General features: G+C 71.8%; 23 protein-coding genes. 11 read left to right on the forward strand and 12 right to left on the reverse strand.

What is annotated here, in order from left to right:
- Positions 1 to 351: 351 nt before the first annotated feature.
- Positions 352 to 810, reverse strand: a complete 459-nt coding sequence (locus ACIRPU_RS08195; RefSeq protein ID WP_403863240.1) for a pyridoxamine 5'-phosphate oxidase family protein — start codon at positions 808 to 810, stop codon at positions 352 to 354.
- A gap of 467 nt (positions 811 to 1,277) precedes the next feature.
- Here ACIRPU_RS08195 and ACIRPU_RS08200 point away from each other — a divergent pair, with 467 nt between their 5' ends.
- Both ACIRPU_RS08200 and ACIRPU_RS08205 read left to right on the forward strand, forming a co-directional pair.
- Positions 1,278 to 1,673 carry a VOC family protein gene (locus ACIRPU_RS08200; RefSeq protein ID WP_403863612.1) on the forward strand — a complete coding sequence of 132 codons (396 nt, stop codon included), beginning with the start codon at positions 1,278 to 1,280 and terminating at the stop codon, positions 1,671 to 1,673.
- Positions 1,674 to 1,722: 49 nt separating this feature from the next.
- Entirely contained in the window at positions 1,723 to 2,793 is a 1,071-nt protein-coding gene (locus tag ACIRPU_RS08205; RefSeq protein ID WP_384120448.1) for an adenosine deaminase, read from the forward strand.
- Here the strand turns inward: ACIRPU_RS08205 and ACIRPU_RS08210 are convergent.
- Together ACIRPU_RS08210 and ACIRPU_RS08215 are read right to left on the reverse strand one after the other, a co-directional pair.
- Positions 2,775 to 3,290 carry a DinB family protein gene (locus ACIRPU_RS08210; RefSeq protein WP_403863243.1) on the reverse strand — a complete coding sequence of 172 codons (516 nt, stop codon included), beginning with the start codon at positions 3,288 to 3,290 and terminating at the stop codon, positions 2,775 to 2,777. The genes ACIRPU_RS08205 and ACIRPU_RS08210 overlap by 19 nt on opposite strands.
- A gap of 25 nt (positions 3,291 to 3,315) precedes the next feature.
- Positions 3,316 to 4,200, reverse strand: coding sequence for a LysR substrate-binding domain-containing protein (locus ACIRPU_RS08215; protein WP_384120452.1), 885 nt, complete (start codon positions 4,198 to 4,200; stop codon positions 3,316 to 3,318).
- A gap of 141 nt (positions 4,201 to 4,341) precedes the next feature.
- Here ACIRPU_RS08215 and mgrA point away from each other — a divergent pair, with 141 nt between their 5' ends.
- Positions 4,342 to 5,334 carry an L-glyceraldehyde 3-phosphate reductase gene (gene mgrA / locus ACIRPU_RS08220; RefSeq protein ID WP_403863615.1) on the forward strand — a complete coding sequence of 331 codons (993 nt, stop codon included), beginning with the start codon at positions 4,342 to 4,344 and terminating at the stop codon, positions 5,332 to 5,334.
- Here the strand turns inward: mgrA and ACIRPU_RS08225 are convergent.
- Positions 5,324 to 5,611 carry a DUF1905 domain-containing protein gene (locus ACIRPU_RS08225; protein WP_355709108.1) on the reverse strand — a complete coding sequence of 96 codons (288 nt, stop codon included), beginning with the start codon at positions 5,609 to 5,611 and terminating at the stop codon, positions 5,324 to 5,326. The genes mgrA and ACIRPU_RS08225 overlap by 11 nt on opposite strands.
- Positions 5,612 to 5,682: 71 nt before the next feature.
- Positions 5,683 to 6,066, reverse strand: coding sequence for a nuclear transport factor 2 family protein (locus tag ACIRPU_RS08230; RefSeq protein ID WP_403863247.1), 384 nt, complete (start codon positions 6,064 to 6,066; stop codon positions 5,683 to 5,685).
- 308 nt (positions 6,067 to 6,374) lie between these two features.
- Here ACIRPU_RS08230 and ACIRPU_RS08235 point away from each other — a divergent pair, with 308 nt between their 5' ends.
- The 4 genes from ACIRPU_RS08235 to ACIRPU_RS08250 all read left to right on the forward strand — a co-directional run bounded on the left by ACIRPU_RS08235 (position 6,375) and on the right by ACIRPU_RS08250 (position 10,732).
- Complete coding sequence (locus ACIRPU_RS08235) at positions 6,375 to 6,785, forward strand: hypothetical protein (protein ID WP_355709104.1); 411 nt, start codon at positions 6,375 to 6,377, stop codon at positions 6,783 to 6,785.
- A gap of 66 nt (positions 6,786 to 6,851) precedes the next feature.
- Positions 6,852 to 9,191, forward strand: a complete 2,340-nt coding sequence (locus tag ACIRPU_RS08240; RefSeq protein WP_403863250.1) for an FHA domain-containing protein — start codon at positions 6,852 to 6,854, stop codon at positions 9,189 to 9,191.
- Between the two features lie 9 nt (positions 9,192 to 9,200).
- Complete coding sequence (locus tag ACIRPU_RS08245) at positions 9,201 to 9,749, forward strand: hypothetical protein (RefSeq protein ID WP_403863253.1); 549 nt, start codon at positions 9,201 to 9,203, stop codon at positions 9,747 to 9,749.
- Positions 9,749 to 10,732: a serine/threonine-protein kinase gene (locus tag ACIRPU_RS08250; protein WP_403863256.1), complete on the forward strand. Its 984-nt coding sequence runs from the start codon at positions 9,749 to 9,751 to the stop codon at positions 10,730 to 10,732. The genes ACIRPU_RS08245 and ACIRPU_RS08250 overlap by 1 nt, the downstream gene beginning before the upstream one ends.
- A gap of 27 nt (positions 10,733 to 10,759) precedes the next feature.
- On the opposite strand, the gene ACIRPU_RS08255 is transcribed toward ACIRPU_RS08250, so the two are convergent.
- Positions 10,760 to 12,082: a streptophobe family protein gene (locus ACIRPU_RS08255; protein ID WP_403863259.1), complete on the reverse strand. Its 1,323-nt coding sequence runs from the start codon at positions 12,080 to 12,082 to the stop codon at positions 10,760 to 10,762.
- Between the two features lie 215 nt (positions 12,083 to 12,297).
- On the opposite strand from ACIRPU_RS08255, the gene ACIRPU_RS08260 reads away from it, so the two are divergent.
- Together ACIRPU_RS08260 and ACIRPU_RS08265 are read left to right on the forward strand one after the other, a co-directional pair.
- On the forward strand, positions 12,298 to 13,743 hold the full coding sequence (locus ACIRPU_RS08260) for a DUF6777 domain-containing protein (protein WP_403863262.1): 1,446 nt from the start codon (positions 12,298 to 12,300) through the stop codon (positions 13,741 to 13,743).
- Positions 13,744 to 13,868: 125 nt separating this feature from the next.
- Complete coding sequence (locus ACIRPU_RS08265) at positions 13,869 to 14,321, forward strand: ATP-binding protein (RefSeq protein ID WP_385557610.1); 453 nt, start codon at positions 13,869 to 13,871, stop codon at positions 14,319 to 14,321.
- Positions 14,322 to 14,370: 49 nt separating this feature from the next.
- On the opposite strand, the gene ACIRPU_RS08270 is transcribed toward ACIRPU_RS08265, so the two are convergent.
- Entirely contained in the window at positions 14,371 to 15,261 is an 891-nt protein-coding gene (locus tag ACIRPU_RS08270; RefSeq protein WP_403863265.1) for a SigB/SigF/SigG family RNA polymerase sigma factor, read from the reverse strand.
- 215 nt (positions 15,262 to 15,476) lie between these two features.
- Here ACIRPU_RS08270 and ACIRPU_RS08275 point away from each other — a divergent pair, with 215 nt between their 5' ends.
- Positions 15,477 to 15,920 (forward strand): helix-turn-helix domain-containing protein, encoded by a 444-nt coding sequence (locus ACIRPU_RS08275; protein WP_403863268.1) that lies wholly within the window; start codon positions 15,477 to 15,479, stop codon positions 15,918 to 15,920.
- Between the two features lie 21 nt (positions 15,921 to 15,941).
- On the opposite strand, the gene ACIRPU_RS08280 is transcribed toward ACIRPU_RS08275, so the two are convergent.
- Both ACIRPU_RS08280 and ACIRPU_RS08285 read right to left on the reverse strand, forming a co-directional pair.
- A complete protein-coding gene (locus tag ACIRPU_RS08280) occupies positions 15,942 to 16,544 on the reverse strand; it encodes an ATP-dependent Clp protease proteolytic subunit (protein ID WP_355709086.1) in 603 nt (200 codons plus the stop codon).
- A gap of 1 nt (position 16,545) precedes the next feature.
- Positions 16,546 to 17,184 (reverse strand): ATP-dependent Clp protease proteolytic subunit, encoded by a 639-nt coding sequence (locus ACIRPU_RS08285; RefSeq protein WP_403863271.1) that lies wholly within the window; start codon positions 17,182 to 17,184, stop codon positions 16,546 to 16,548.
- A gap of 272 nt (positions 17,185 to 17,456) precedes the next feature.
- Here ACIRPU_RS08285 and ACIRPU_RS08290 point away from each other — a divergent pair, with 272 nt between their 5' ends.
- Positions 17,457 to 17,939, forward strand: a complete 483-nt coding sequence (locus tag ACIRPU_RS08290; RefSeq protein ID WP_355709082.1) for a VOC family protein — start codon at positions 17,457 to 17,459, stop codon at positions 17,937 to 17,939.
- A gap of 50 nt (positions 17,940 to 17,989) precedes the next feature.
- On the opposite strand, the gene ACIRPU_RS08295 is transcribed toward ACIRPU_RS08290, so the two are convergent.
- From ACIRPU_RS08295 to ACIRPU_RS08305, 3 genes are read right to left on the reverse strand one after another with little or no spacing between them, the layout of a single operon-like run.
- Positions 17,990 to 18,865, reverse strand: coding sequence for an aminoglycoside phosphotransferase family protein (locus ACIRPU_RS08295; RefSeq protein WP_403863274.1), 876 nt, complete (start codon positions 18,863 to 18,865; stop codon positions 17,990 to 17,992).
- 59 nt (positions 18,866 to 18,924) lie between these two features.
- On the reverse strand, positions 18,925 to 19,803 hold the full coding sequence (locus ACIRPU_RS08300) for a geranyl diphosphate 2-C-methyltransferase (protein WP_403863277.1): 879 nt from the start codon (positions 19,801 to 19,803) through the stop codon (positions 18,925 to 18,927).
- Positions 19,804 to 19,853: 50 nt separating this feature from the next.
- Complete coding sequence (locus ACIRPU_RS08305) at positions 19,854 to 20,906, reverse strand: family 2 encapsulin nanocompartment cargo protein terpene cyclase (protein WP_403863280.1); 1,053 nt, start codon at positions 20,904 to 20,906, stop codon at positions 19,854 to 19,856.
- Between the last annotated feature and the right edge of the window lie 6 nt (positions 20,907 to 20,912).

Raw genomic sequence — 20,912 nt, forward strand, 5'->3', positions numbered from 1 at the left:
CGACAGGTCGGCCGGGTCCGACGAGTCGGGTGGGTCCGACGGGTCGGCCGGTTCGTGCGGGTCCGACGGTCCTGGCACGTCGCCGGACGCCGACAGTGTTCCCGGGCCCCGCCGCCTGGCCGGGTCCCGCGGGTCCGACAGGTCGGCCGGGTCCGACGAGTCGGGTGGGTCCGACGGGTCGGCCGGTTCGTGCGGGTCCGACGGTCCTGGCACGTCGCCGGACGCCGACAGCGTCCCGGACTCCGCCGCCCGGCGGGATCCGGGTACGGCGTCTGGCGGCGGGAGCCGGGACCGGCGTCCGGCGGCGGGATCTCGGTGGCGGCGTCCGTCGACCCGACCCACACCCCGTCCCTACCCGACCCACACCCCGTCCCGCATCAGATGCCGCGTAGACAGCTCGTGCTGCTCGCGCCACGCCTGCACCGCGACCGGCCGCACCCGAAAGTAGGCGTACGACGCGCTGTCCCGGCCGGGATCCCAGCCCGTCTTCGCCAGGAACGCCGAGGCCGCCTCCTTCGGTACCTCCTCGCGCGTGTACGTCTCGACCTCGGCGTCGAGGAGGACCACGTCCCGCGTGTCCCCGAAGGCCAGGCGGGCCCGGCCGCCCTCCCGGAGGTTGCGGCCGGTGGGGTTGGTGAGGCGGGTGGACAGCCACAGGTGCTCGCCGTCCCAGACGAACCACAGCGCGACGAGACAGGGCAACCCCTCCCGGTCCGCCGTGGCGACCCAGACGTCGACATCGCGTTCCAGCCGGTCCAGCAGTTCCCGCTTGCGCTGCCCGGAGGTGCGGGGCGGCTCCGTGATCTTCATGCCCGGGACGGTAGCGACGGCGAGGCCTCCTCCGCCTCGGGCCGCGGTCCCGATCCGGCCTCGGGCTCGCGACCTAGGGCCTCTCTTTCGGATCTTGCCGTCGCTCGCGGGGTGTGGACGCCCATCTGCGGCGTTGTCGTCGGTCGCCGACTCCCCCACGCTCGACTGCGCTCGCGCGGGGGGACCCCCATCGCGTCGACTCCCTCCTCCGCCTTGCAGCTGCACGCACCAGACCCCACTCGGGTCGCGAACAAGGCACCGCCGCTCCAAGCCGACCTGATCCGAAAGAAAGGCCCTAGGCCTGCCCCACCCCCGCCGCGACGCGCGACCTGATCCACCCGAGGGAGACGGCGGGCCCCATCTCGGCGCCTTCGCGGAGGCGACTGGCGTGCGGAGGGTTTTACGTATAACCTCACCCGTCAATCGCACCTCCCCACACCTTCCCGCACGCTCCCCGAAAGGCCATGATGAGTCGCATCGCCCTGGTCACGCTTGTCGTCGACGACTACGACGAGGCGATCCGCTTCTACACCGAGGCGCTCGGATTCCGGCTCGTCGAGGACGAACCCCGTCCCGACGGCGCCCGCTGGGTCGTCGTACGGCCGGGGGACGGCCAGGAGGGCGTCGGGCTGCTGCTCGCCCGGGCCAAGGGCGACGCCCAGCGCGCCCGGATCGGCGACCAGACCGGCGGCCGCGTCGGGTTCTTCCTGCACACCGAGGACTTCGCCGGCGACCACGCCCGCATGCTCGCCGCCGGGGTGACCTTCCTGGAGGAGCCCCGCCACGAGGCCTACGGCTCCGTAGCCGTCTTCCGGGACCTGTACGGAAACCGCTGGGACCTGCTCCAGCCCGCCACCGTCTGAGAATCCGCTCGAGAAACCACCTGAGAACCAGCTGCCGAGGAACACGCTCATGACCGCGCACCACATCGACACCGACACCCTCCGCCGTCTGCCCAAGGCGGTGCTGCACGACCACCTCGACGGCGGCCTGCGCCCCGCCACCGTCGTCGAGCTCGCGGACGCGGTCGGCCACGCTCTGCCCACCACCGACCCCGGTGAACTCGCCGCCTGGTACTTCGAGGCCGCCAACTCGGGTGACCTGGTCCGGTACATAGCCACCTTCGAGCACACCCTCGCCGTCATGCAGACCCGCGAGGGCCTGCTGCGCACCGCGGAGGAGTACGTGCTCGACCTGGCGGCCGACGGAGTCGTCTACGGCGAGGTCCGCTACGCCCCCGAGCTGATGCTGAACGGCGAGCTCACGCTCCCCGAGGTCGTCGAGACGGTCCAGGAGGGCCTCGCGGCCGGCATGGCGAAGGCGTCGGCCGCGGGCACCCCGGTCCGCGTCGGCACCCTGCTCTGCGGCATGCGCATGTTCGACCGGACCAGGGAGACCGCCGACCTCGCGGTCGCCTTCCGGGACGCGGGTGTCGTCGGCTTCGACATCGCCGGCGCCGAGGACGGCTTCCCGCCCGCCGACCACCTCGCCGCCTTCGAGCACCTGCGCCGCGAGAGCGTCCCCTTCACCATCCACGCGGGCGAGGCCCACGGCCTGCCCAGCATCCACCAGGCCCTCCAGGTCTGCGGCGCCCAGCGCATCGGCCACGGCGTCCGCATCACCGACGACATCGTGGACGGCAAGCTCGGGCGGCTCGCGGGATGGGTGCGCGACCGCCGGGTGGCCCTGGAGATGTGCCCGACCTCCAACCTCCAGACCGGCGCGGCCACCTCGATCGCCGAGCACCCGATCACCGCGCTGAAGGACCTCGGCTTCCGGGTCACGCTCAACACCGACAACCGTCTGGTCTCGGGTACGACGATGACGCGCGAGATGTCGCTGCTCGTCCAGGAGGCGGGCTGGACCCTCGAGGACCTGCGCACCGTGACGGTGAACGCCCTCAAGAGCGCGTTCCTGCCGTTCGACGAGCGCAAGGCCCTCATCGAGGACGTCGTCCTTCCGGGTTACGCCGCCGCGCTCTGAAGCAGTCCGCGGACGTAGGCGGCCTGTCCGACGTGCTGGAGATCGTCGGACAGGACGCTGACCAGCCGAACGCCCAGGGTGACGGGTGGGTCCCAGCGCTCGTCCACGACGCGCTCCAGGTCCGCCGCCGTGAGTGCGCGCAGCGCCTCCAGGCTCTGCGCGTGCACGGCGTCGTGGTACCCGGTCAGCAGGCCGCCGTCGGAGACCCGCACCTTCGCGACCTTCGCGTCACTGTGCCCGTACCCGGTGTCCTGGCGCGGCAGGTCGAGGCCGAACCGTTTCTCCCAGTCCTGGGCCAGCCACACCTGGTCGCGTCCGAAGGCGTCGGCGAGATGGTCGTCCTGGACGCGGGTGAGATGCCAGACGAGCCAGGCGATCGAGTTGGCCCCGTCGGCGGGCCGGGCGTTGAGGTCGTCGGGGTCCAGGCCCTCGACGGCGGCGTGGACCTCTTCCTGGATGCGGTGGTACCCGTCGATGAGGATGTCCTTGGCATGCATACGTCCACCATCGCGCACCCCGCCCTCACCCGCTCCCCGTTTCCAGCAGCGTCATCAGCGCCCGGGCCGCCGGGCTGGTCGACCTGGCGGGCGGCAGCAGCGCGACCGTCTCGTACACCGCCTCGCCGGTGCCCTTGAGGGGCAGCGCGGTGAGCGCCTCCCGCTTGTGCCGGAAGTGGCGCGGTACGACGGCGACGCCGAGGTTCTCGTCCACCAGGTCCAGGAGACTGTGCACGTCGTTGACCTCCAGGGCGACCGTGCGGCGCACTCCCACCTCGGCGAACGCGGCGTCGGTGGCGCGGCGCGGTCCCCAGTCCGGATGGAAGTCGACGAACACCTCGCCCGCGACGTCCTGGGGGGTCAGCGCCGCCGACACCCCGGCGAGCCGGTGCTCGGGATGGCACAGCACGTACATCGGCTCGGTGGCCAGCGGCGCGCAGCGGAGCTGGTCGGTGTCCGTCTGGGTCCGGTAGGCGAAGGCCAGGTCGAGCCGCCCGGCCGCCACCTCCTCGCCGAGCGCGCCCGAGCCGGTCTGCCGCAGCCGGATCTCCACATCGGGATGGCGCCGCCGGAACGCCGCCAGCAGCCCGGCCACGTCCACTCCGGCGATGCACTGCTCGGTGCCCACGGAGAGGGTGCCGCGCACCACTCCCTGCACGGCTGCCACCGCCTCGTGGGCCGCCCGCACCTGCGCCAGGATCCGCTCGGCCTCGGCCAGCAGCGCCCGGCCCGCCTCCGTGAGCGTCACCCGCCGGGTGGTCCGCACGAACAGCGGGGCACGCAGCTCCCGCTCGAGGGCCCGGATCGACGCCGAGAGGCCCGACTGGGAGACCATCAGGCGTTCGGCGGCCCGGGTGAAGTGCTGGTCCTCGGCGACCGCGACGAAGTGCTGGAGGTGGCGCAGTTCCATGATTGAGAAGCGTAGCCGCACAATTCCATCGGATTCTTCTGTTGGACCACTACCCGCAGGTCGACCAGAGTGGGTGAAGGTTCCCGAACCCCCACTTCCGTGCCAACCCTTCCTGGCGTGCCAACCCTTCCTGGAGTCGCGTTGTACACCGCACATCCCGACCGCTACGCCGACATGCCCTACCGGCGCACCGGACGCAGCGGCCTGAAGCTGCCCGCGCTGTCGCTCGGACTGTGGCACAACTTCGGCCCGGACCGTCCGGTCGAGACGCAGCGGGCGATTCTGCGCCGCGCCTTCGACCTCGGCATCACCCACTTCGACCTGGCCAACAACTACGGGCCGCCGCCCGGCGCCGCCGAGTCCGCGCTGGGCGAGGCGCTGACGGCGGACTTCGCGCCGTACCGCGACGAGCTGGTCATCTCCACCAAGGCCGGCTACCTGATGTGGCCGGGACCGTACGGCGAATGGGGCTCGCGCAAGTACCTGCTGTCCTCGCTCGACCAGAGCCTGACCCGGATGGGCCTGGACTACGTCGACATCTTCTACTCGCACCGCCCCGACCCGGAGACTCCCCTGGAGGAGACGATGGGCGCCCTGCACACCGCGGTCCAGCAGGGCAAGGCGCTCTACGTCGGCGTCTCCAACTACTCGGCGGAGCAGACCCGCGAGGCCGCCCGCATCCTCGGTGAGCTGGGCACCCCGCTGCTCATCCACCAGCCGCGCTACTCGATGCTCGACCGCCGCCCGGAGAGCGAGGGCCTGCTCGACGCCCTGGACGAGCTCCAGGTCGGGTCGATCGTGTTCTCGCCGCTGGAGCAGGGCCTGCTGACCGGCCGCTACCTGAACGGCATCCCGGAGGACTCACGGGCGGCGAGCGACAGCCCGTTCCTGAACTCCGAGGCGGTCACCGAGGAGCTCACCGGCAAGCTGCGCACCCTCGACGACATCGCCAAGTCCCGCGGCCAGTCCCTCGCCCAGCTCGCGCTGGCCTGGGTGCTGCGCGGCGGCCGGGTGACCTCCGCGCTGGTGGGCGCGAGCAGCGCCCGGCAGATCGAGGACAGCGTCGGCGCCCTCGCCAACCTGGACTTCGAGGCCGAGGAGCTGACCCGGATCGACGCGGTGATCAACGGCTGAGCCGCTCCGTCAGGAGTACGGTCACCGCATCGCCCTCCCGCTTTCCGATCGCCTTGCGCACCTCGGCGTCGACGGGAAGTTTGTGGGTGCCGTCCCCGAGGGCCATGAACGAACTCCGGAACGGATGTCCGTCGACCGTCCCGCGGATCTTGACCAGTCCGCGGGTGCCGAAGAATTCGGCGGACTCGGGCCAGACGACATAGGTCCAGCCGCCTTTCGCCGGGCTCTTGCGCAGGACGGCCGTGAATTCGGTATTCAGTGTTCCGGTTGCGCTCATGACGTCCTCCGCTCGCGGTGATCTCCTGAAGGGTGGACCGCCGCGGGCGGAGGAATTCATCGCCCGCCGGCTCAGGATCCGGCGGGCACCCGGTCGAGGAATCCGAGGACGGAGACGATCCGGTCCTCGGCGTCCAGGACGACCACGTCGGATCCGGCCACCGGCGCCGACCCGTCGGCCTCGCTGACCAGTTCCCAGGAGAAGCGGGCCGTGTCGTGGTGCCCGTCGACGGCGCCGGTGGGGCGGAAGGCGAAGCCCGGGAACTGCGCGTGCGCCGCCGCGATCACGGCCGCGATCCCCTCATGGCCCCGGACGTCGGCCAGCGGGTCGGTGTAGCCTCCGTCCACGGCCCACGCGGCGGTAACAGCCTTGGCCAAAGCCTCGGGCTCCCGCGCGTTCCAGGCCTCGAAGTAGCGGGCGACGGCATTCTCGTAACGGGCGGTGTTCGCGGACATCGTGAATCAGCCTCCAATGAGGTCATCGATACTGGTCAGGTCCCGGATCTCGGTTATCGCCGATCCGGTGTGACCACCTTGCCCGCGCCCGCCGTCCGGGTCGATTACCTGTCGGGTAATGACGACGGGATCCGGTGCTCGCCGGATTTCGGCCATGAACGGCACGGAATATGCCAAGAGACTGGCCGGAAAGTCATGGTGACAGTGTTTCAAGAGTGAACATACTCAAAGGTCAGGGGCAGTTCACCCCATAGGAGCCGCACGGAAAGCGAGGCACGACCGGCCGGCGAGCACCGGGGGAGAGAGACGTGCACGACGAATTCCTGTGCCATGTCACCGCGTACGGCGTCTGCGACGGCCGGCGCATCGGCGTACCGCTCGGCACCTACCGTGCGCCGACGCTGGCGCTCGCCCTGTGGTGGCTGCGCGACCGGGCCTCCTGGATGGCCGAACGGCTGGATCCGCGGCCCGAGAGCGAGCACATCCCGCCGGGCGCGCTGGTCCCGGTCGCCGACAATGTGCCGGACGTGCCCGAACTGCTGCGGGCCTGGTGCGCCGACATGGGCCGCCAGGAGCTGGTGGCCGACGAGCTGGCGGGCGGCCGGCTGGTGCGGATCGCGATCAGCGACGAGACCACCGAGTACGAACTGCTCGCCGAATCCGTCGACGCGCTGCGGATGCAGCGGACCGTCCCGGCGCTCTTCCTCCCCGTCGGCTGAGGCCTCGTCTGCTGAGACCCTGTCGCCCGTTGGGCACACAAGGGTGTCAATCGATAGAATTCGGACATGGTGGAGCGACCGGTCTCCTCGACCGCGCCCGAACTCGTGCTGGAGACCGAGACGGGTTCCCGCGTGCTGATCCCGGGCCACGACTACCGCGTCGGACGGGACCCGCTCAGCGACATCGTCATCGACGACACCCGTGTCTCCTGGCACCACGCGATGCTGCGGCCCGACGGCGACCACTGGACCGTCGCCGACGAACACAGCACCAACGGGACCTACGCCGACGGCCGGCGCATCGACGAGTGGGGCGTCGGCCCCGGCAGCGTGATCCGCGTCGGCAGCCCGGACGACGGCCCCTGCCTCGTCCTGTCGGCCCGCCCCCCGCCCGCGGCGGAACGCCCGTCGGGGGTTTCCATGCCCGGCGTGACCGGCACCTTCCGGGAGCCCACCTCCGTCCGGCCGCTGCCCGCGCGCACCGTCCGCATCGGCCGCGCCGGCGATAACGACCTCGTCGTCGACGACCTGGTCGTCTCGCGCCGGCACGCGGAACTGCGCGCGCTGCCCGAGGGCGGCCACGAGATCGTCGACCTCGGCAGCCACAACGGGACGTACCTCAACGGGCTGCCCGTCACCCGCGCCCCGCTCGACCCCGGCGACATCGTCGGCATCGGCCACTCGGACTTCTGCCTCGTCGGCGACCAGCTCCAGGAGTACGTCGACACCGGCGAGGTCTCCCTCGACGTACAGGACCTGACGGTCGCCGTCGACCGGGGCCGCAAGGTCCTGCTCGACCGGGTGTCCTTCCCGGTGGGGGAGAAGTGCCTGCTCGCCGTCGTCGGCCCCAGCGGCGCCGGCAAGTCGACGCTGCTCGGCGCCCTCACCGGCCAGCGCCCCGCCGATCACGGCACGGTCGTGTACGACGGCCGTGACCTCTACCGCGACTACGCCGAGCTGCGCCAGCGCATCGGACTGGTCCCGCAGGACGACATCCTGCACGCCCAGCTGACCGTGCGCAGCGCCCTCGTCTACGCCGCCGAGCTGCGTTTTCCGCAGGACACGGCCAAGGCCGAGCGCCGCGACCGGGTCGAGGAGGTCATCCGCGAGCTGGGGCTCGAACAGCGCGCGACCCAACCCGTGCACAGCCTCTCCGGCGGCCAGCGCAAGCGCGTCAGCGTGGCCCTGGAACTGCTGACCAAACCCTCGCTGCTCTTCCTGGACGAGCCGACCTCGGGCCTCGACCCGGGCATGGACCGCTCGGTGATGCACATGCTGCGCGGCCTCGCCGACGACGGCCGTACCGTCATCGTCGTCACGCACAGCGTCCTCAGCCTCGACGTCTGCGACCGGCTGCTGGTGCTCGCGCCGGGCGGCAGGGTCGCCTACTACGGGCCGCCCGAGGACGCCCTCGCCTTCTTCGGCTTCGAGCAGTGGCCGGAGGCCTTCGAGGCCTTCGAACGCGACCAGGACCGGGACTGGGCGGGGGAGTACCTCGACTCGCCGTTCCGGCGGCAGTACGTCGTCAACGACAGCGATCAGCCCCGGCTGCCCCGCTCCGGCCCGGTCGTCATGCCGCCGCCGCCCCGGCCCCGCAGCAGGAGCGCCCAGCTCGGCACCCTGGTCCGCCGCTACGCGGCCGCGCTCGCCGCCGACCGCACCTTCCTCGCGATCATGATCGCCCTGCCGTTCGTCATGGGCGCCATGGCCCGCGCCCTGTCCGGCGGCGAGCTCGACCGGGAGCACGCGATGAACGTGCTGCTCATCCTGTGCGTCGGCGGCGTCCTGACCGGCGCGGCCAACGCCGTGCGCGAACTCGTCAAGGAACGCGTGATCTACCAGCGGGAACGCGCCGTCGGCCTGTCCAGATCGGCGTACCTGATGTCCAAGGTCGTCGTCCTCGGCGCGGTGACCGTCGTGCAGGCGGTGGTACTGACCCTCGTCGCCCTGCTCGGCGTCGACCTCAACGCTCCCGGCGGCGAGGGCGTGTTGATGCCACCCCTGATCGAGATCACCGTCGCCGTGGCCCTGCTGGCCTTCACGGCGATGATGCTCGGCCTGCTGATCTCCGCGCTCGTCCGCAAGGAGGAGGTGACGATGCCGCTGCTGGTGCTGCTCGCCATCGTCCAAGTGGTCTTCTGCGGGGCGCTGCTGACCCTGGACGGCGTGCCCGGTCTGGAGCAGCTGTCGTGGCTGGTGCCCGCGCGCTGGGCGCTCGGCGCGATGGCCGGCACCATCGAGCTGGCCAGGATCGTGCCCGGGGAGATCACCGCCGATCCGCTGTTCGAGCACTCGGCGGCGGTGTGGCTGCTCGACGTGGGCATGCTCGTCGTGCTCTCGGCGGTCTGCGGATTCCTCGTCTCCCGGCTGCTGCGCCGGCACGAGCCCGCCGTGATGCGGAAGTAGGTCGGGCCGATGACGACTCCCGGATTCCGGCCCACGCACGTGGTCCCCCAGCACGGCATGCCCGCCTGGGAGGCCCCCGACCCGGCCCGCCCCACCGTGCCCCTCGATCCGCTGCTGCCGGTGCGGCTCATGGAGCGGCGCGGCGACTGGGGGCGCGTGCTGTGCTCCAACGGCTGGTCGGCCTGGGTCGACGGCCGCTATCTGGTCGCCGTCCCCCAGGACCCGCCCAGCTCCGACGTCCCCCTCGCGACCGCCGCCGACCCGCGCCCGCTCCTCGGCCGCGCCGAACAGGCCCTCGCCCGGTACCGGGCGGCGGTGGAGGAACTGGCCGACGCGGGCCTCGACGGCGAGTCCTTCCGGCGCCGCACCCACGGACTGCGGATCGGCGTGGTCGTGGACGGCGAGGACGTGTGGCTGTACGACCCGGCGCGGGAGAGCTGGCTGTACGGCGACGGCACCCGTCTCAGCACCTACGCGACGGACCGGGCGCCGGACGCGGCAGCCGAGGACCGGGACCACACGGCCACCCGGGTCGTGAACCCCGGCCGGGGTTCCTGATGGCCCGCGGAAGCACCCCCTTCTCCGGCCGGCCCTCCGAACTGGTCGGCCGGCGGATCGCCGGCTACCGCATCGAGGGCGAGATCGGACGCGGCGGCATGGCCGTCGTCTACCGCGCCCACGACCTGCGGCTGGACCGGACCGTCGCGCTCAAACTGCTCGCCCCGGAGCTGGCCCGCAACGATGTGTTCCGCAAGCGCTTCACCCACGAGTCGCGGGTGGCTGCCGCCATCGACCACCCGCACATCGTGCCCGTCTTCGAGGCGGACGAGACCGACGGGGTCCTGTACATCGCCATGCGGTACGTGGAGGGGAGCGATCTGCGCCACCTCCTCGACCGCGAGGGGCCGCTGCCCCCAGCGACCGCCGTCCGCATCGCCGCGCAGGTCGCCTCCGCGCTGGACGCCGCCCATGAGCACGGGCTGGTCCACCGGGACGTCAAACCCGGCAACATCCTCGTCGCCCGGGGCACCGACAGCGACCACCCCGAGCACGTCTACCTCACCGACTTCGGCCTGACGAAGAAGTCGCTCTCCCTGACCGGCTTCACCTCGGTCGGCCAGTTCGTCGGCACGCTCGACTATGTCGCCCCCGAGCAGATCTCCGGGCAACCGGTCGACGGACGCTGCGATGTCTACGGCTTGGCCTGCGTGGTCTACGAGTGCCTCGCGGGCGGCCCGCCCTTCCTCCGCGACGACGACGTGGCCCTGCTCTGGGCACACCAGAAGGCCGAACCCCCCCTGCTGACGGAGGCCCGTCCCGGCCTCCCCCCGCACATGGACGCGGTGTTCGCCCGGGCCCTCGCCAAGAGCCCCGAGGCCCGGCATGACACCTGCGGCGCCTTCGTCGCCGAGCTCAGGCCGACGGCGGGCGGCGGGCTCAGGCCCGCTCACCCGCCGACCGAACTGGCCGGCACCCCGGTGTCGGCGCCGCAGCCTCCGCGCTGGGCCCGGCCGGTCTTCCACCCCCTCGGTCCCCCGTGACCCGAGGGCCACGAGTGTCCCGAGCGGTCACGAGCGACCCGAGTGACCCGAGTGACCGGAGGGCCCGGCGCCGCTTTCAGTGGGTTCCTGTGCGGCCCCGGCCCCGGCTCCGCGCCGCCCCGCCAGCAGGCCGCCCAGGAAACCGGCGACCAGCCCCCACAACGCGGCGAGACCCAGCGCCGACCACACCTCGGGGCGCAGATACAGCTCCCCGGACAGATCGCCGCCCAGATCACCGATGCCGAGCACGGACAGGCCGTAGTGCGCCGAGATCCGGCCGACCAGACAGATCATCAGCACCGTGAGCACCAGCGCCACCGCCATGTGCACCGCGTGCCGCCAGGCGCGCGTCCCGGCGGGGGAGTGGGCAGCCATCACGAACGCGGCCACCAGCAGCAGGACGGCGTCCACGGCGAGGAGCCACCACACACGGCTGTCGTGCTCGGCGAGGGTGCCGAGGTTCAGCCGGGAGTCGTCCGGACTGCGCAGCACCTCGTCCAGCACCTGAGGCATCGGCAGCCGGAACGGACCCTCGACCCGGCCGTTCCAGGTGGCGCCCAGCCCGATCGTGAAGGTGAGCCACACCAGATTGGGCAGGCCGAGCAGGATCACGGCGAAGGTCTCGGCGGCATGCCCGCGGGTCGCCGCGACGACGAGCGCGACGACGAGGCCCAGGACGACGCAGCAGAGCAGCAGCAGGACCATCGCGTACGCGGCCGGCCGCACCGACCGTTGCAGGCGCAGCAACCGCGGCGGCAACGGAGCGCCGGGCGAGACCAGCAGCGCCAGCACCAGCACACCCGCCAGCCACACCAGCCCGACGACGAGGGTGACGGGGACGTCCGTGGTGAAGCCGGCCTCGGGGCTGACGTCGAACAGGTCACCGAGGTCGCTCAGCGAGTCGTCGCCGAGGGAGACCTTGAAGGTCTGCCGTCCGGCGAGGGCCAGGCCGAGGAGGCCGAGCAGCCACACCACGGCGATCCGGGCCGCCCACCCGGCCAGCTCCGCGGCGCCCGCCACCGCCCGGTGCCGCAGCGGCCGCAGGAATCCGACGCCCACCACGAGCGCCCCGACGAGGGTCACGGACAGCGGGATCACCGTCAGACCGGCCTGGGTGTCGGCGAGCCCGCCGGCGTTCCCGGAGAGTTCGACCGTGCCGCCGACGCCCGTCACCACGGTCGCCGCGACGACCCGCGGGAAGGCGCCCTGAGGCAGGTCCGTGGCTCCGGCGGCCCACAGTCCCAGCGCGGCCACCACCGCCATGGCGATCAGTCCGGCCAGCGCCACGACGATCGCCCGCACCCAGCCGTGGCGGGAGACTGCCTGGTCGTGCGGGGTGTGCGAGCTCACCCTGCCACGCTAAGCAGCGCCGGGAGAGCCCGCCTGTCGGGAGGGCCGTCCGCGCCCCGCTTGCGAGTCGCACCCGACCGGCGCACACAATGGTGCGTTGTGGAAGAAAGCGGCGCGTCTCTGACAAGTCGCCCCTGTCGAGTCCTGTCGATTCCTGTCGGGTCTGCAAGGGCCATCTGTCGAAGCGCCGCGGGAAACCCACGTCGGGAGTGCTCGTGAGCGTCGAACCGCCGTCTTCCGGCCGCCCCACGGGACCGCCCTCCGGCCCGTTGTCGGGACCGCCCTCCCAGCCCCCTCCGGGGCCGCCCTCGGGTCCGCCCTCCCAGCCGTCGGACGCCGGCTCCCCGGGGGGCGACGACGACGGACCGCGCCGGAGCCGGTGGAAGTCCGCGCCCCGGATCGCGCTGATCACCACCGCGGTCGTGGCCGTGACGGCGCTCGCCCTGGTGCTCACCCTCGTGAAGGGAGGCGGCTCCGGATCCGGCGGCGACTCCGGCCAGGTCGGCGAGATCTTCATGCAGCCGGCCGCCAAGACGGGCCCGGAGCCCTACACGCAGCCTGCCGCCACCGACAGTTCCCTCCCACCGGCCTCCGTCGCCCCGTCGGGCTCCTCCCCGCCCATGGACACCGCCCCCGGTGTCGACGGCGGGGACGACGGGCTCTACGGCGGCACCCGCAACGTCTCCAGCTGCGACGTGGAGCGGCAGATCAAGGCCCTCCAGGCGGATCCCGCCAAGAACAGGGCGTTCGCCTCGGTGGCCGGCGTCGCCCCCTCCCGAGTCCCGGCCCACCTGCGTTCCCTCACCCCCGTGCAGCTGCGTCTGGACACCCGGGTCACCAATCACGGCTATCGCGACGGCGCCGCCACCACCTACCAGGCCGTCCTCCAGGCCGGTACGGCCGTCCTGGTCGACCGGCACGGCGTGCCGCGGGTGCGCTGCGCCTGCGGCAACCCGTTGACCCCGCCGCTCGCCCAGCGGTCCGGTTTCAAGCGGACCGGCGAGTCGTGGCCCTCGTACAGTCCCTCGACCACCGTCGTGGTCAAGCCGTCCGTGGCGGTGATCGACGTGTTCGTGCTCTACGACCCCGAACACGACCACCACTGGTTCGCCCGCGAGCCGGGCGACAAGCCGCACCGGGACCGGCCGACCCGGCCGCCGGCGAGGCTCACGCCGTCCATCACGGTCAGCACGCCGAGCCCACCGACGAGCGACGGCGCGCGGACGTCCCCGCCGTGCGTCTCGCCCGCCGACCGGCCGCCGGGCTGTCCGTTGCCGCCGTCCTCCGGTTCGTCCACGCCCTCGGAACGGCCGCACTCGGAACCCCCGTCGTCGGAACCCCCGTCAGGGGAACCGCCGTCCTCGCGGTCTTCGGGCCCGGAGTCGAGGGGGGTCGCACCCCCGTCCTCCGAGTCCCCGTCCTCCGAACCCCCCTCCTCCGCGCCCCGGTCCCCCCACCAGCTGGTGCCCGACTCGCCGGGATCCGAGACGAAGCCGAGCTCACCGTCCGAACCCACGAGCGAACCCGAGAGCTCCCCGGCCTCGCCCCCGCGGCAGCCGCTGACGGGCGACAGCACGAGCCAGTCGCCGCCGACCTCGGCGGTTTCCTCCGGCGGCAGCTCTCCGGCCCCCGGCTCACCGGCCGACCCGCCGGGCGCGTGAGGCATACCGTGGCCGTCCCGCGTACAGGAGGAAAACTGACCTGGACTGCGCGGCGCGACACGGGGTACGAGCACAGATGCACACCCAGCGGCGTCCGGCCATTCCGGCCTTCGAGAGAGAAACGCATGATCGAGTACCTGGACGGGGCAGTGATACCTACTGGTTTCGACGTACCCGTGGAACCGCTGCGGCGGGCGGCGCACTACACCGGCGAGCCCGGTTGCATAGCCGACGCCCGCGCCTTCGCAGCACATTTCGTCGACCAGCTGAGGACGGAGTGGTGCGCCACGATCGGCGACCGGGCGATCGGCGAGGTGCTGCTGGTGGTCAGTGAGCTGATCACCAACGCCGACCGGCACAGCAACGGGCCGTACATCCTCGAGCTGGAGGGTTCGGAGGACTCGGTCACGGTCTGCGTGTACGACAGCAGCGACGCACTGCCGCTGCGGTTCCCGAAGGACCCCGAGCGCATCGGCGGGCACGGTCTGGAGATCGTGCACGCGGTGGCGGCGGAGGTCACCGCGGAGCGGGTGCCGGTGGGCAAGCGGGTGCGGGCGGTGCTCACCTTCGGACCCTAGTCCCGCGGGACGCGCGCCCCGCGGGACTGGCGCCCCGCGGGCCGAGCGATCAGGCGCAGCCCAGCTCGCCCAGCATCCCGTGGCGCAGTCGCATGATGATCCGCTTGATCAGGCGGGACACGTGCATCTGCGAGCAGCCGAGCCGCTCGCCGATCTCCGCCTGGGTGGCCTCCTCCACGAACCGCATGTGGATGATCTGCCGGTCGCGCTCGCTGAGCTCGGCCATCAACGGGGCGAGCGAGTGGAAGTCCTCGACGAGCCGCAGCCCTTCCTCCTCCACGCCGATGAAGTCCGCGAGGACCGCCTCGCCGTACTCGGGGCCGTCCCCGGTGAGCGCCGCGTCGAGGGAGGAGGAGTTGTAGCCGTTGGCGGCGATCTGCGCCTCGATCACCTGGTTCTCCGCCAGGTTCATCAGCGTGGCCAGCTCGGGCACGGTCGGGTCCCGGTCCAGACGGCTGGAGAGCTCGTCACGGGCCTTGGCCAGCTCGACGCGCAGCTCCTGGAGCCGCCGCGGGACGTGCACCGCCCAGGTCGTGTCCCGGAAGAAGCGCTTGATCTCACCGACGATGTACGGCAGCGCGAACGAGGTGAACTCCACCTCGCGCGAGACCTCGAACCGGTCGATGGCCTTGATCAGGCCGATCATCCCGGTCTGGACGATGTCCTCCATGTCGTCCCCACGACCGCGGAACCGGCCGGCGGCGAACCGCACCAGGGACATGTTCATCTCGATGAGGGTGTTGCGCGCGTACTGGTACTCGTCGCTTCCCTCTTCGAGGACGGCCAGCCGCTGGAAGAACTGACGGGACAGCTCCCGCGCGTCCCGCGGAGCCACGCTCCGGGGCGCCTCGATACCCGGGAGCGGCGCGCCGGCCGTGCCGATGGTTACGGCGGTGTCCTCGACGGCCTCGGCCTCTGTCCGGATCACGGCGGTCTCCATTGCGTCTCCCAGGAAGGTCACGGTGCGACGTCTGGCGTACCCGGTCCGTGAGCGAGCACCTACGAGCAGACCCACTCCCGGTGCGACTACCCCGTCCGGGCGGACCCATGCATGCGGGCTTCGCGTCGCCGCGACCCAGGGGCGCTTCGTCCGATTCCACCGAGGGCGCAACCCCCGGGTCTTCCGCGGGCGGCCCGCTTTCCTAGGCTGGGGAGGTGAGCAACCAAGCGCCGAACCGAGCCCGCGTGATCCCGCTGCGCCCGCCTGCCGAGCGCCCGGGCATCGCCGCCGTCGCCTCTCCCACCGCACCCGCGTCTCCCACCGCACCCGCGCCCGGCCGACGGCCCGTGCCGCGCGAGCCCCTGTGGCGCGACCTGGTCGGAGACGTCCTGCGCCGTGAGCGCCAGGCCCAGGAACGCACGCTCAAGGACGTCGCCGACTCGGCCCGTATCTCCATGCCCTACCTGTCGGAGGTGGAGCGCGGCCGCAAGGAGGCCTCCTCGGAGGTTCTCGCGGCCGCCGCCCACGCCCTCGGCCTGAGCCTGGGCGACCTGCTCGCGCGGGCCCAGGGAGAGCTGGTCCGGCTCAGCAGCCGGCACTCCGCCCGGAGCCGTACGACCATGGCGTCGTCGTACGACGGCCTCTGCCTGGCCGCCTGACGGGCCACGCGGGCCGGCGTCTCACACCGTCACGGGACGCCGGCTCAGCACCTCGTCGGCCAGGCCGTACGCCACCGCCTCCTGCGCGGTGAACACCTTGTCGCGGTCCATGTCCGCGCGCAGGGTGGCGAGGTCGTGACGGGTGTGGCGGGCCAGCACCTCCTCCACCTGGGCGCGGACGCGGACCATCTCCTTGGCCTGGAGAGCGAGGTCGGAGACCGTGCCCTGGCGGCCGCCGCTGGCCGGTTGCCCGAGCAGCACGCGCGCGTGCTCCAGGACGAGCCGCCGGCCGGGGTCCCCGCCCGCCAACAGCACGGCCGCCGTCGACGCCGCCTGCCCGACGCAGAGCGTCGAGATCGGCGCCTGGACGAACGTCATGGTGTCGTAGATCGCCATCAGCGAGGTGAACGAGCCACCGGGGGAGTTGAGGTAGATCGAGATCTCGCTCTCCGGTGACGCCGACTCCAGATGGAGGAGTTGCGCGATGACGACGTTGGCGACGCCGTCATCGATCTCGGTGCCGATGAAGATGATCCGCTCGGACAGCAGCCGGCTGAACACGTCGTAGGACCGCTCGCCCTGCGGGGTCCGCTCGATCACGTTCGGAATCGTGTAGGTCCCCATGTCACAGCCCCACCCGTCGCTTCTGCGCGGCCGGTCGGACGTCCGCGAGGGAGTCCACGACCCGGTCCACGATGCCGTACTCCCTGGCCTCCTCGGCCGTGAACCAGCGGTCGCGGTCGCCGTCGTGCGAGATGGTCTCCGGGGACTGACCGGTGTGCTCGGCGGTGATCCGCTCGATGGTCCGCTTGGTGTGCTCCAGGTTCTCCGCCTGGATCTCGATGTCCGCCGTGGTCCCGCCGATCCCGGCCGACGGCTGGTGCATCATGACCCGCGCGTTCGGCAGCGCGTACCGTTTGCCGGGTGCGCCGACGCTGAGCAGGAACTGGCCCATGCTGGCCGCGAAGCCCATGGCGAGCGTCGAGACGTCGTTCGGGATCAGCTGCATCGTGTCGTAGATGGCGAGTCCCGCGTGCACCGACCCGCCCGGGCTGTTGATGCAGAGGACGATGTCGGAGCGCGGGTCCTCCGCCGACAGGATCAGCAGCTGCGCGCAGATCCGGTTCGCGGAGACCTCGTCGACCTGGGTGCCGAGCAACACGATGCGCTGGCCGAGGAGTTGGGCGGCGAGTTGGTCGTCGAAGCGGGTCGGCGAGGTGTCGCCCTCCTCGGCACGGGGAGCGAGCATGGTGAGTGGGGTCATCGGTTCTCCTCGTCGTGGCGTGACTGCCGTCGACTCCACTCTTGACCTCGGGGAGCGCCCGCACGCGGTTCTCTGCCCGTGGCAGATCCGCCAGGGGCAGAGCACCTCTCGCCCTCGCCCGGACCAGGTCCTTGGCCTCGGTGCTTGGACTCGGTCCTTGTCCGTCCGGGCGGACGAATCGGCCGTCCGGGTCACCCCACGGCCCGAGCGATGAGTTCCGGGACGGCCGGCAGTCGACACTGATGACCGCGTTCCACGCCCAGGAGGTACTCATGACCACCGACGGATTCACCACGTGTCTCTGGTTCGACGGCCAGGCCGAGGAAGCCGCCCACTACTACGTCTCGATCTTCAAGAACTCCAGCATCGGCGACATCGGCCGCTACAACGAGGCGGGTCCGGGTCCGGCCGGCTCCGTGCTGGCCGTGGAGTTCACGGCCAACGGACAGAAGTTCGTCGGCATCAACGGCGGCCCCCAGTTCACGTTCAGCGAGGCGATCTCCTTCCAGATCTACTGCGCGGACCAGGCGGAGGTCGACCACTACTGGACCAGGCTCACCGAGAACGGCGGCGAGCCCGGCCCGTGCGGCTGGCTCAAGGACAAGTACGGCCTGTCCTGGCAGGTCATCCCCGACGGACTGATCGAGATGATCAGCGACCCCGACCCCGAGAAGTCGACCCGCACCACCAAGGCCATGTACGCCATGAGCAAGCTCGACGTCGCCGCCCTGAAGAAGGCCTACGACGGCGAGTAGGCGCCCGGCGGCAGGGGGTGCGGGGGCGGGAGCGCGTCAACGGGCGCTCGTCAACGGGCCTCGGCCAGGATCTCCTTGATCACATGCCGGGAGTTCTCCGCCAGCGCCGGATTGGTCTCCCAGTAGTACGGCAGCTGGATCAGCGAGATCGACAGGGCCCAGCCCCGGCCGCGCGCCCACTCGGCGTCGTCCGCGCCCACCGCCTCCCGGAAGGTTCCGCGCGCCGAGGCGGGCAGCAGGTTCCAGGCGACGATCAGGTCGACGGCCGGGTCACCCACCCCGACGCAGCCGAAGTCGATCACCGCCGTCAGCCGTCCGTCCCGGACCAGCACGTTCCCGGGCGACAGGTCGGCGTGGGCCCAGACGGGCGGCTGTGTCCGCCCCGGCGCCCGCAGTGCCTCCTCCCACAGGGCGGTGACCGCGGCGGTGTCGATCCGCCCCTCCAACAGGGCGAGGGCGTCACGCGTGGGGGTGTCCCGTTCGGCCAGCGGGACACCCCGGTGGTTCGGCGGCCCGCCCTCCGTCTCGATCCCGCGCAGGGCGGTGACGAACCCCGCCAGGTCCGCCGCCAGCGCCTGGGGCTTCTCGACGGCGCCGGCGACCGGATTGCGGCCGTCCAGCCAGCGGTAGACCGACCAGGGCCAGGCGAACCCCTCACCCGGCCCGCCCCGCTCCAGCGGCACGGGCGCGGAGAGGGGCAGCGCCGGCCCCAGCCGGGCCAGCCAGCGCTGCTCGTGCGCCACGCTCTCGACGGCGCCGGGATGCCGGGGCAGCCGCACCACCTTGTCGGCCCCCAGCCGGAACATCGCGTTCTCCGTCCCGGAGGAGTCCAGCCGCCGCACGGGCAGCCCGGCCCACCGCGGGAACTGGGTGGCGACGAGCCGGCTCACCAGCGGGGCATCGAGGTCGGCCTCGTCCGAATGCATCCTCACAGCGCACATGCGCCCCATTGCAGAGGACCGACCTCGTTGCTGTCCAACGGAATTCAGACCCGGTCGGCCGCGATCAGCAGGTACTGGAAGCTGCCGTTGCGGTAGGCGGTAAGGAACGTCTCCTCGATGCCGGTGACCAGGTGGTCGGCCTGACTGCGCAGCTCCCAGTAGGGGATGGCCGCCTCGGTGAGGTCCTCCACATGGACCGGTACCAGCCGGTTGCGGGCCATCGCCCGGAAGTACGCCGAGCGCGGGTGGATGTCGCAGATGTAGTGGGCGTTGATGAGCGACACCTCGCGCGAGGCCTGGCCGTAGGCGTCGTTGTAGCAGCCCGTGACGACGACGTAGCGTCCGCCGCGGCGCAGCAGCCGGGCGTGCTCGGCGAACAGCAGGTCCAGCTCGACGTACATCGTCGACTCGTTGTTCCACGACGCCGCGTAGGCGCCGGTCTCCAGGCCGGTGTCGAGCATGTTGCGGTGGTGGTAGCGCACCTGGTCGTCGATGCCCCGCTTACGGGCCTGCTCGTTGGCGAACTCGGCCTGTTTGGCGGAGATGGTGACGCCGTCCGCGTGGCAGCCGTAGCGCAGATGGGCCGTGACGCTGCCGCCGCCGCGTCCGCATCCCGCGTCGAAGACGCGGTCGGCGGGAGTGAGCCGGCCGAGGCGCGCGGCCAGCAGTTCGGCCTGGGCGTGCTCCAGCCGGTGCAGCTCGGCGGTGACCCGGTTCCGGCGCAGGTCCGCGTCGGGTTCGTCGAGCACGGTCCAGTCCGCCGCGCCGACGCCGTAGTGATGGTGGTAGAGGTCGTCGATCCTGCCGAGTTCGAGGTTGACCGGGTTCTCCTCGGCGTTCCAGTAGTCCGCGACGCGGTTCTGGTACGTGGACTGGGTGGGCACCGGGACGGGCTTGGTGCCGGCGTCGTGGGCTGTGGTCAACAGTGGCTCCTCATGGTGCTGTACGTGACGGTGGGCCAGGAAAGCGGCGGTCACCAGTAGTCGGGCAGGTGGTAGCGGTGGGCGTTGGTCGCGTGCCACTCGTGGTTGCCGGCCACCCAGTCCGACAGCCCCTGGAGATAGCGCTCGAGCAGCGGTGAGGCGGCGGCGAGCACGGCCGACTCCTCCTCGAACGCCTCCATGACCTGGTTGTGGATCTCGACCGACTTCAGATAGGCGGCCTTCAGCCCGCGCCGGTCGTTGGCGGCGACAACCTGCGGCAGATTGAGATGGGTCGGGTCGGCCGCCAGCTCCTTGGTGAAGGAGTACAGGTCATTGACGATCGTGGTGGCGTTGCAGGCCAGCGCGGTGACCCGCTGGACCTCCGGGCGGGCGTAGAGCTGCTCGGGCAGTTCGTAGCCGTCCACCGCGTCGACGATCGACAGACACGGCCGGAAGTTGTTGAACTGCCGCATCGCCAGGTACTCCCAGATCCGCGGCACGTACCGCGTCTCCCCCCAGGCCGCCTCGCCGAGGTAGCCCAGGTGCAGCCGAGCGATGTCGTGCACGAACCGGTCGCTCTGGCTGGGCGTGGCGACGGCCGCGTAGTCCTTCAGCGCCCAGTGGTACGAGCGCAACGGCCCGTCGGCCTGTACGCCGCGTGCCCACTCCTCCTGGAGGTCGGGCGGGCCGTGATAGGGGTCGAGCGCCGACTGGGCGATGATCAGCCGGCCGCCCAGTCCGCTGCGCGAGCCGCCCTTGTCCTCGTCCTCCTCGCAGTAGCAGTTGTCGACGATGTTCTCGGCCAGCAGCAGCTTGCCCGCCACCGTGAGGCGCTCCAGGTCGAGCGCGCGCGGATGCTGGAGCACCACCGCGCGCCCGAACTGGAAGCCCGTGAAGTCCCCGTTCCAGGCCGCCGGGAACAGGTCCAGGCCGCGCGCCCACTCCTCCAGCCTGCGGTCGATCTCCGCGGCCTTCTCCGGGTCGGCGGGCTCGACCTCGCGGTACCGCAGGCCGGGGATCGCCCCGCCGCGCCGGGCCCGCATGCTGCGGGCGAGGTTCGGCGGGCCGGGCAGCGCGCTCCCGGTGCTCGTGGGTGTGGTCATCGCGAA

The sequence above is a fragment of the Streptomyces sp. NPDC102259 genome, assembly GCF_044766465.1.
Lineage (GTDB): Bacteria > Actinomycetota > Actinomycetes > Streptomycetales > Streptomycetaceae > Streptomyces.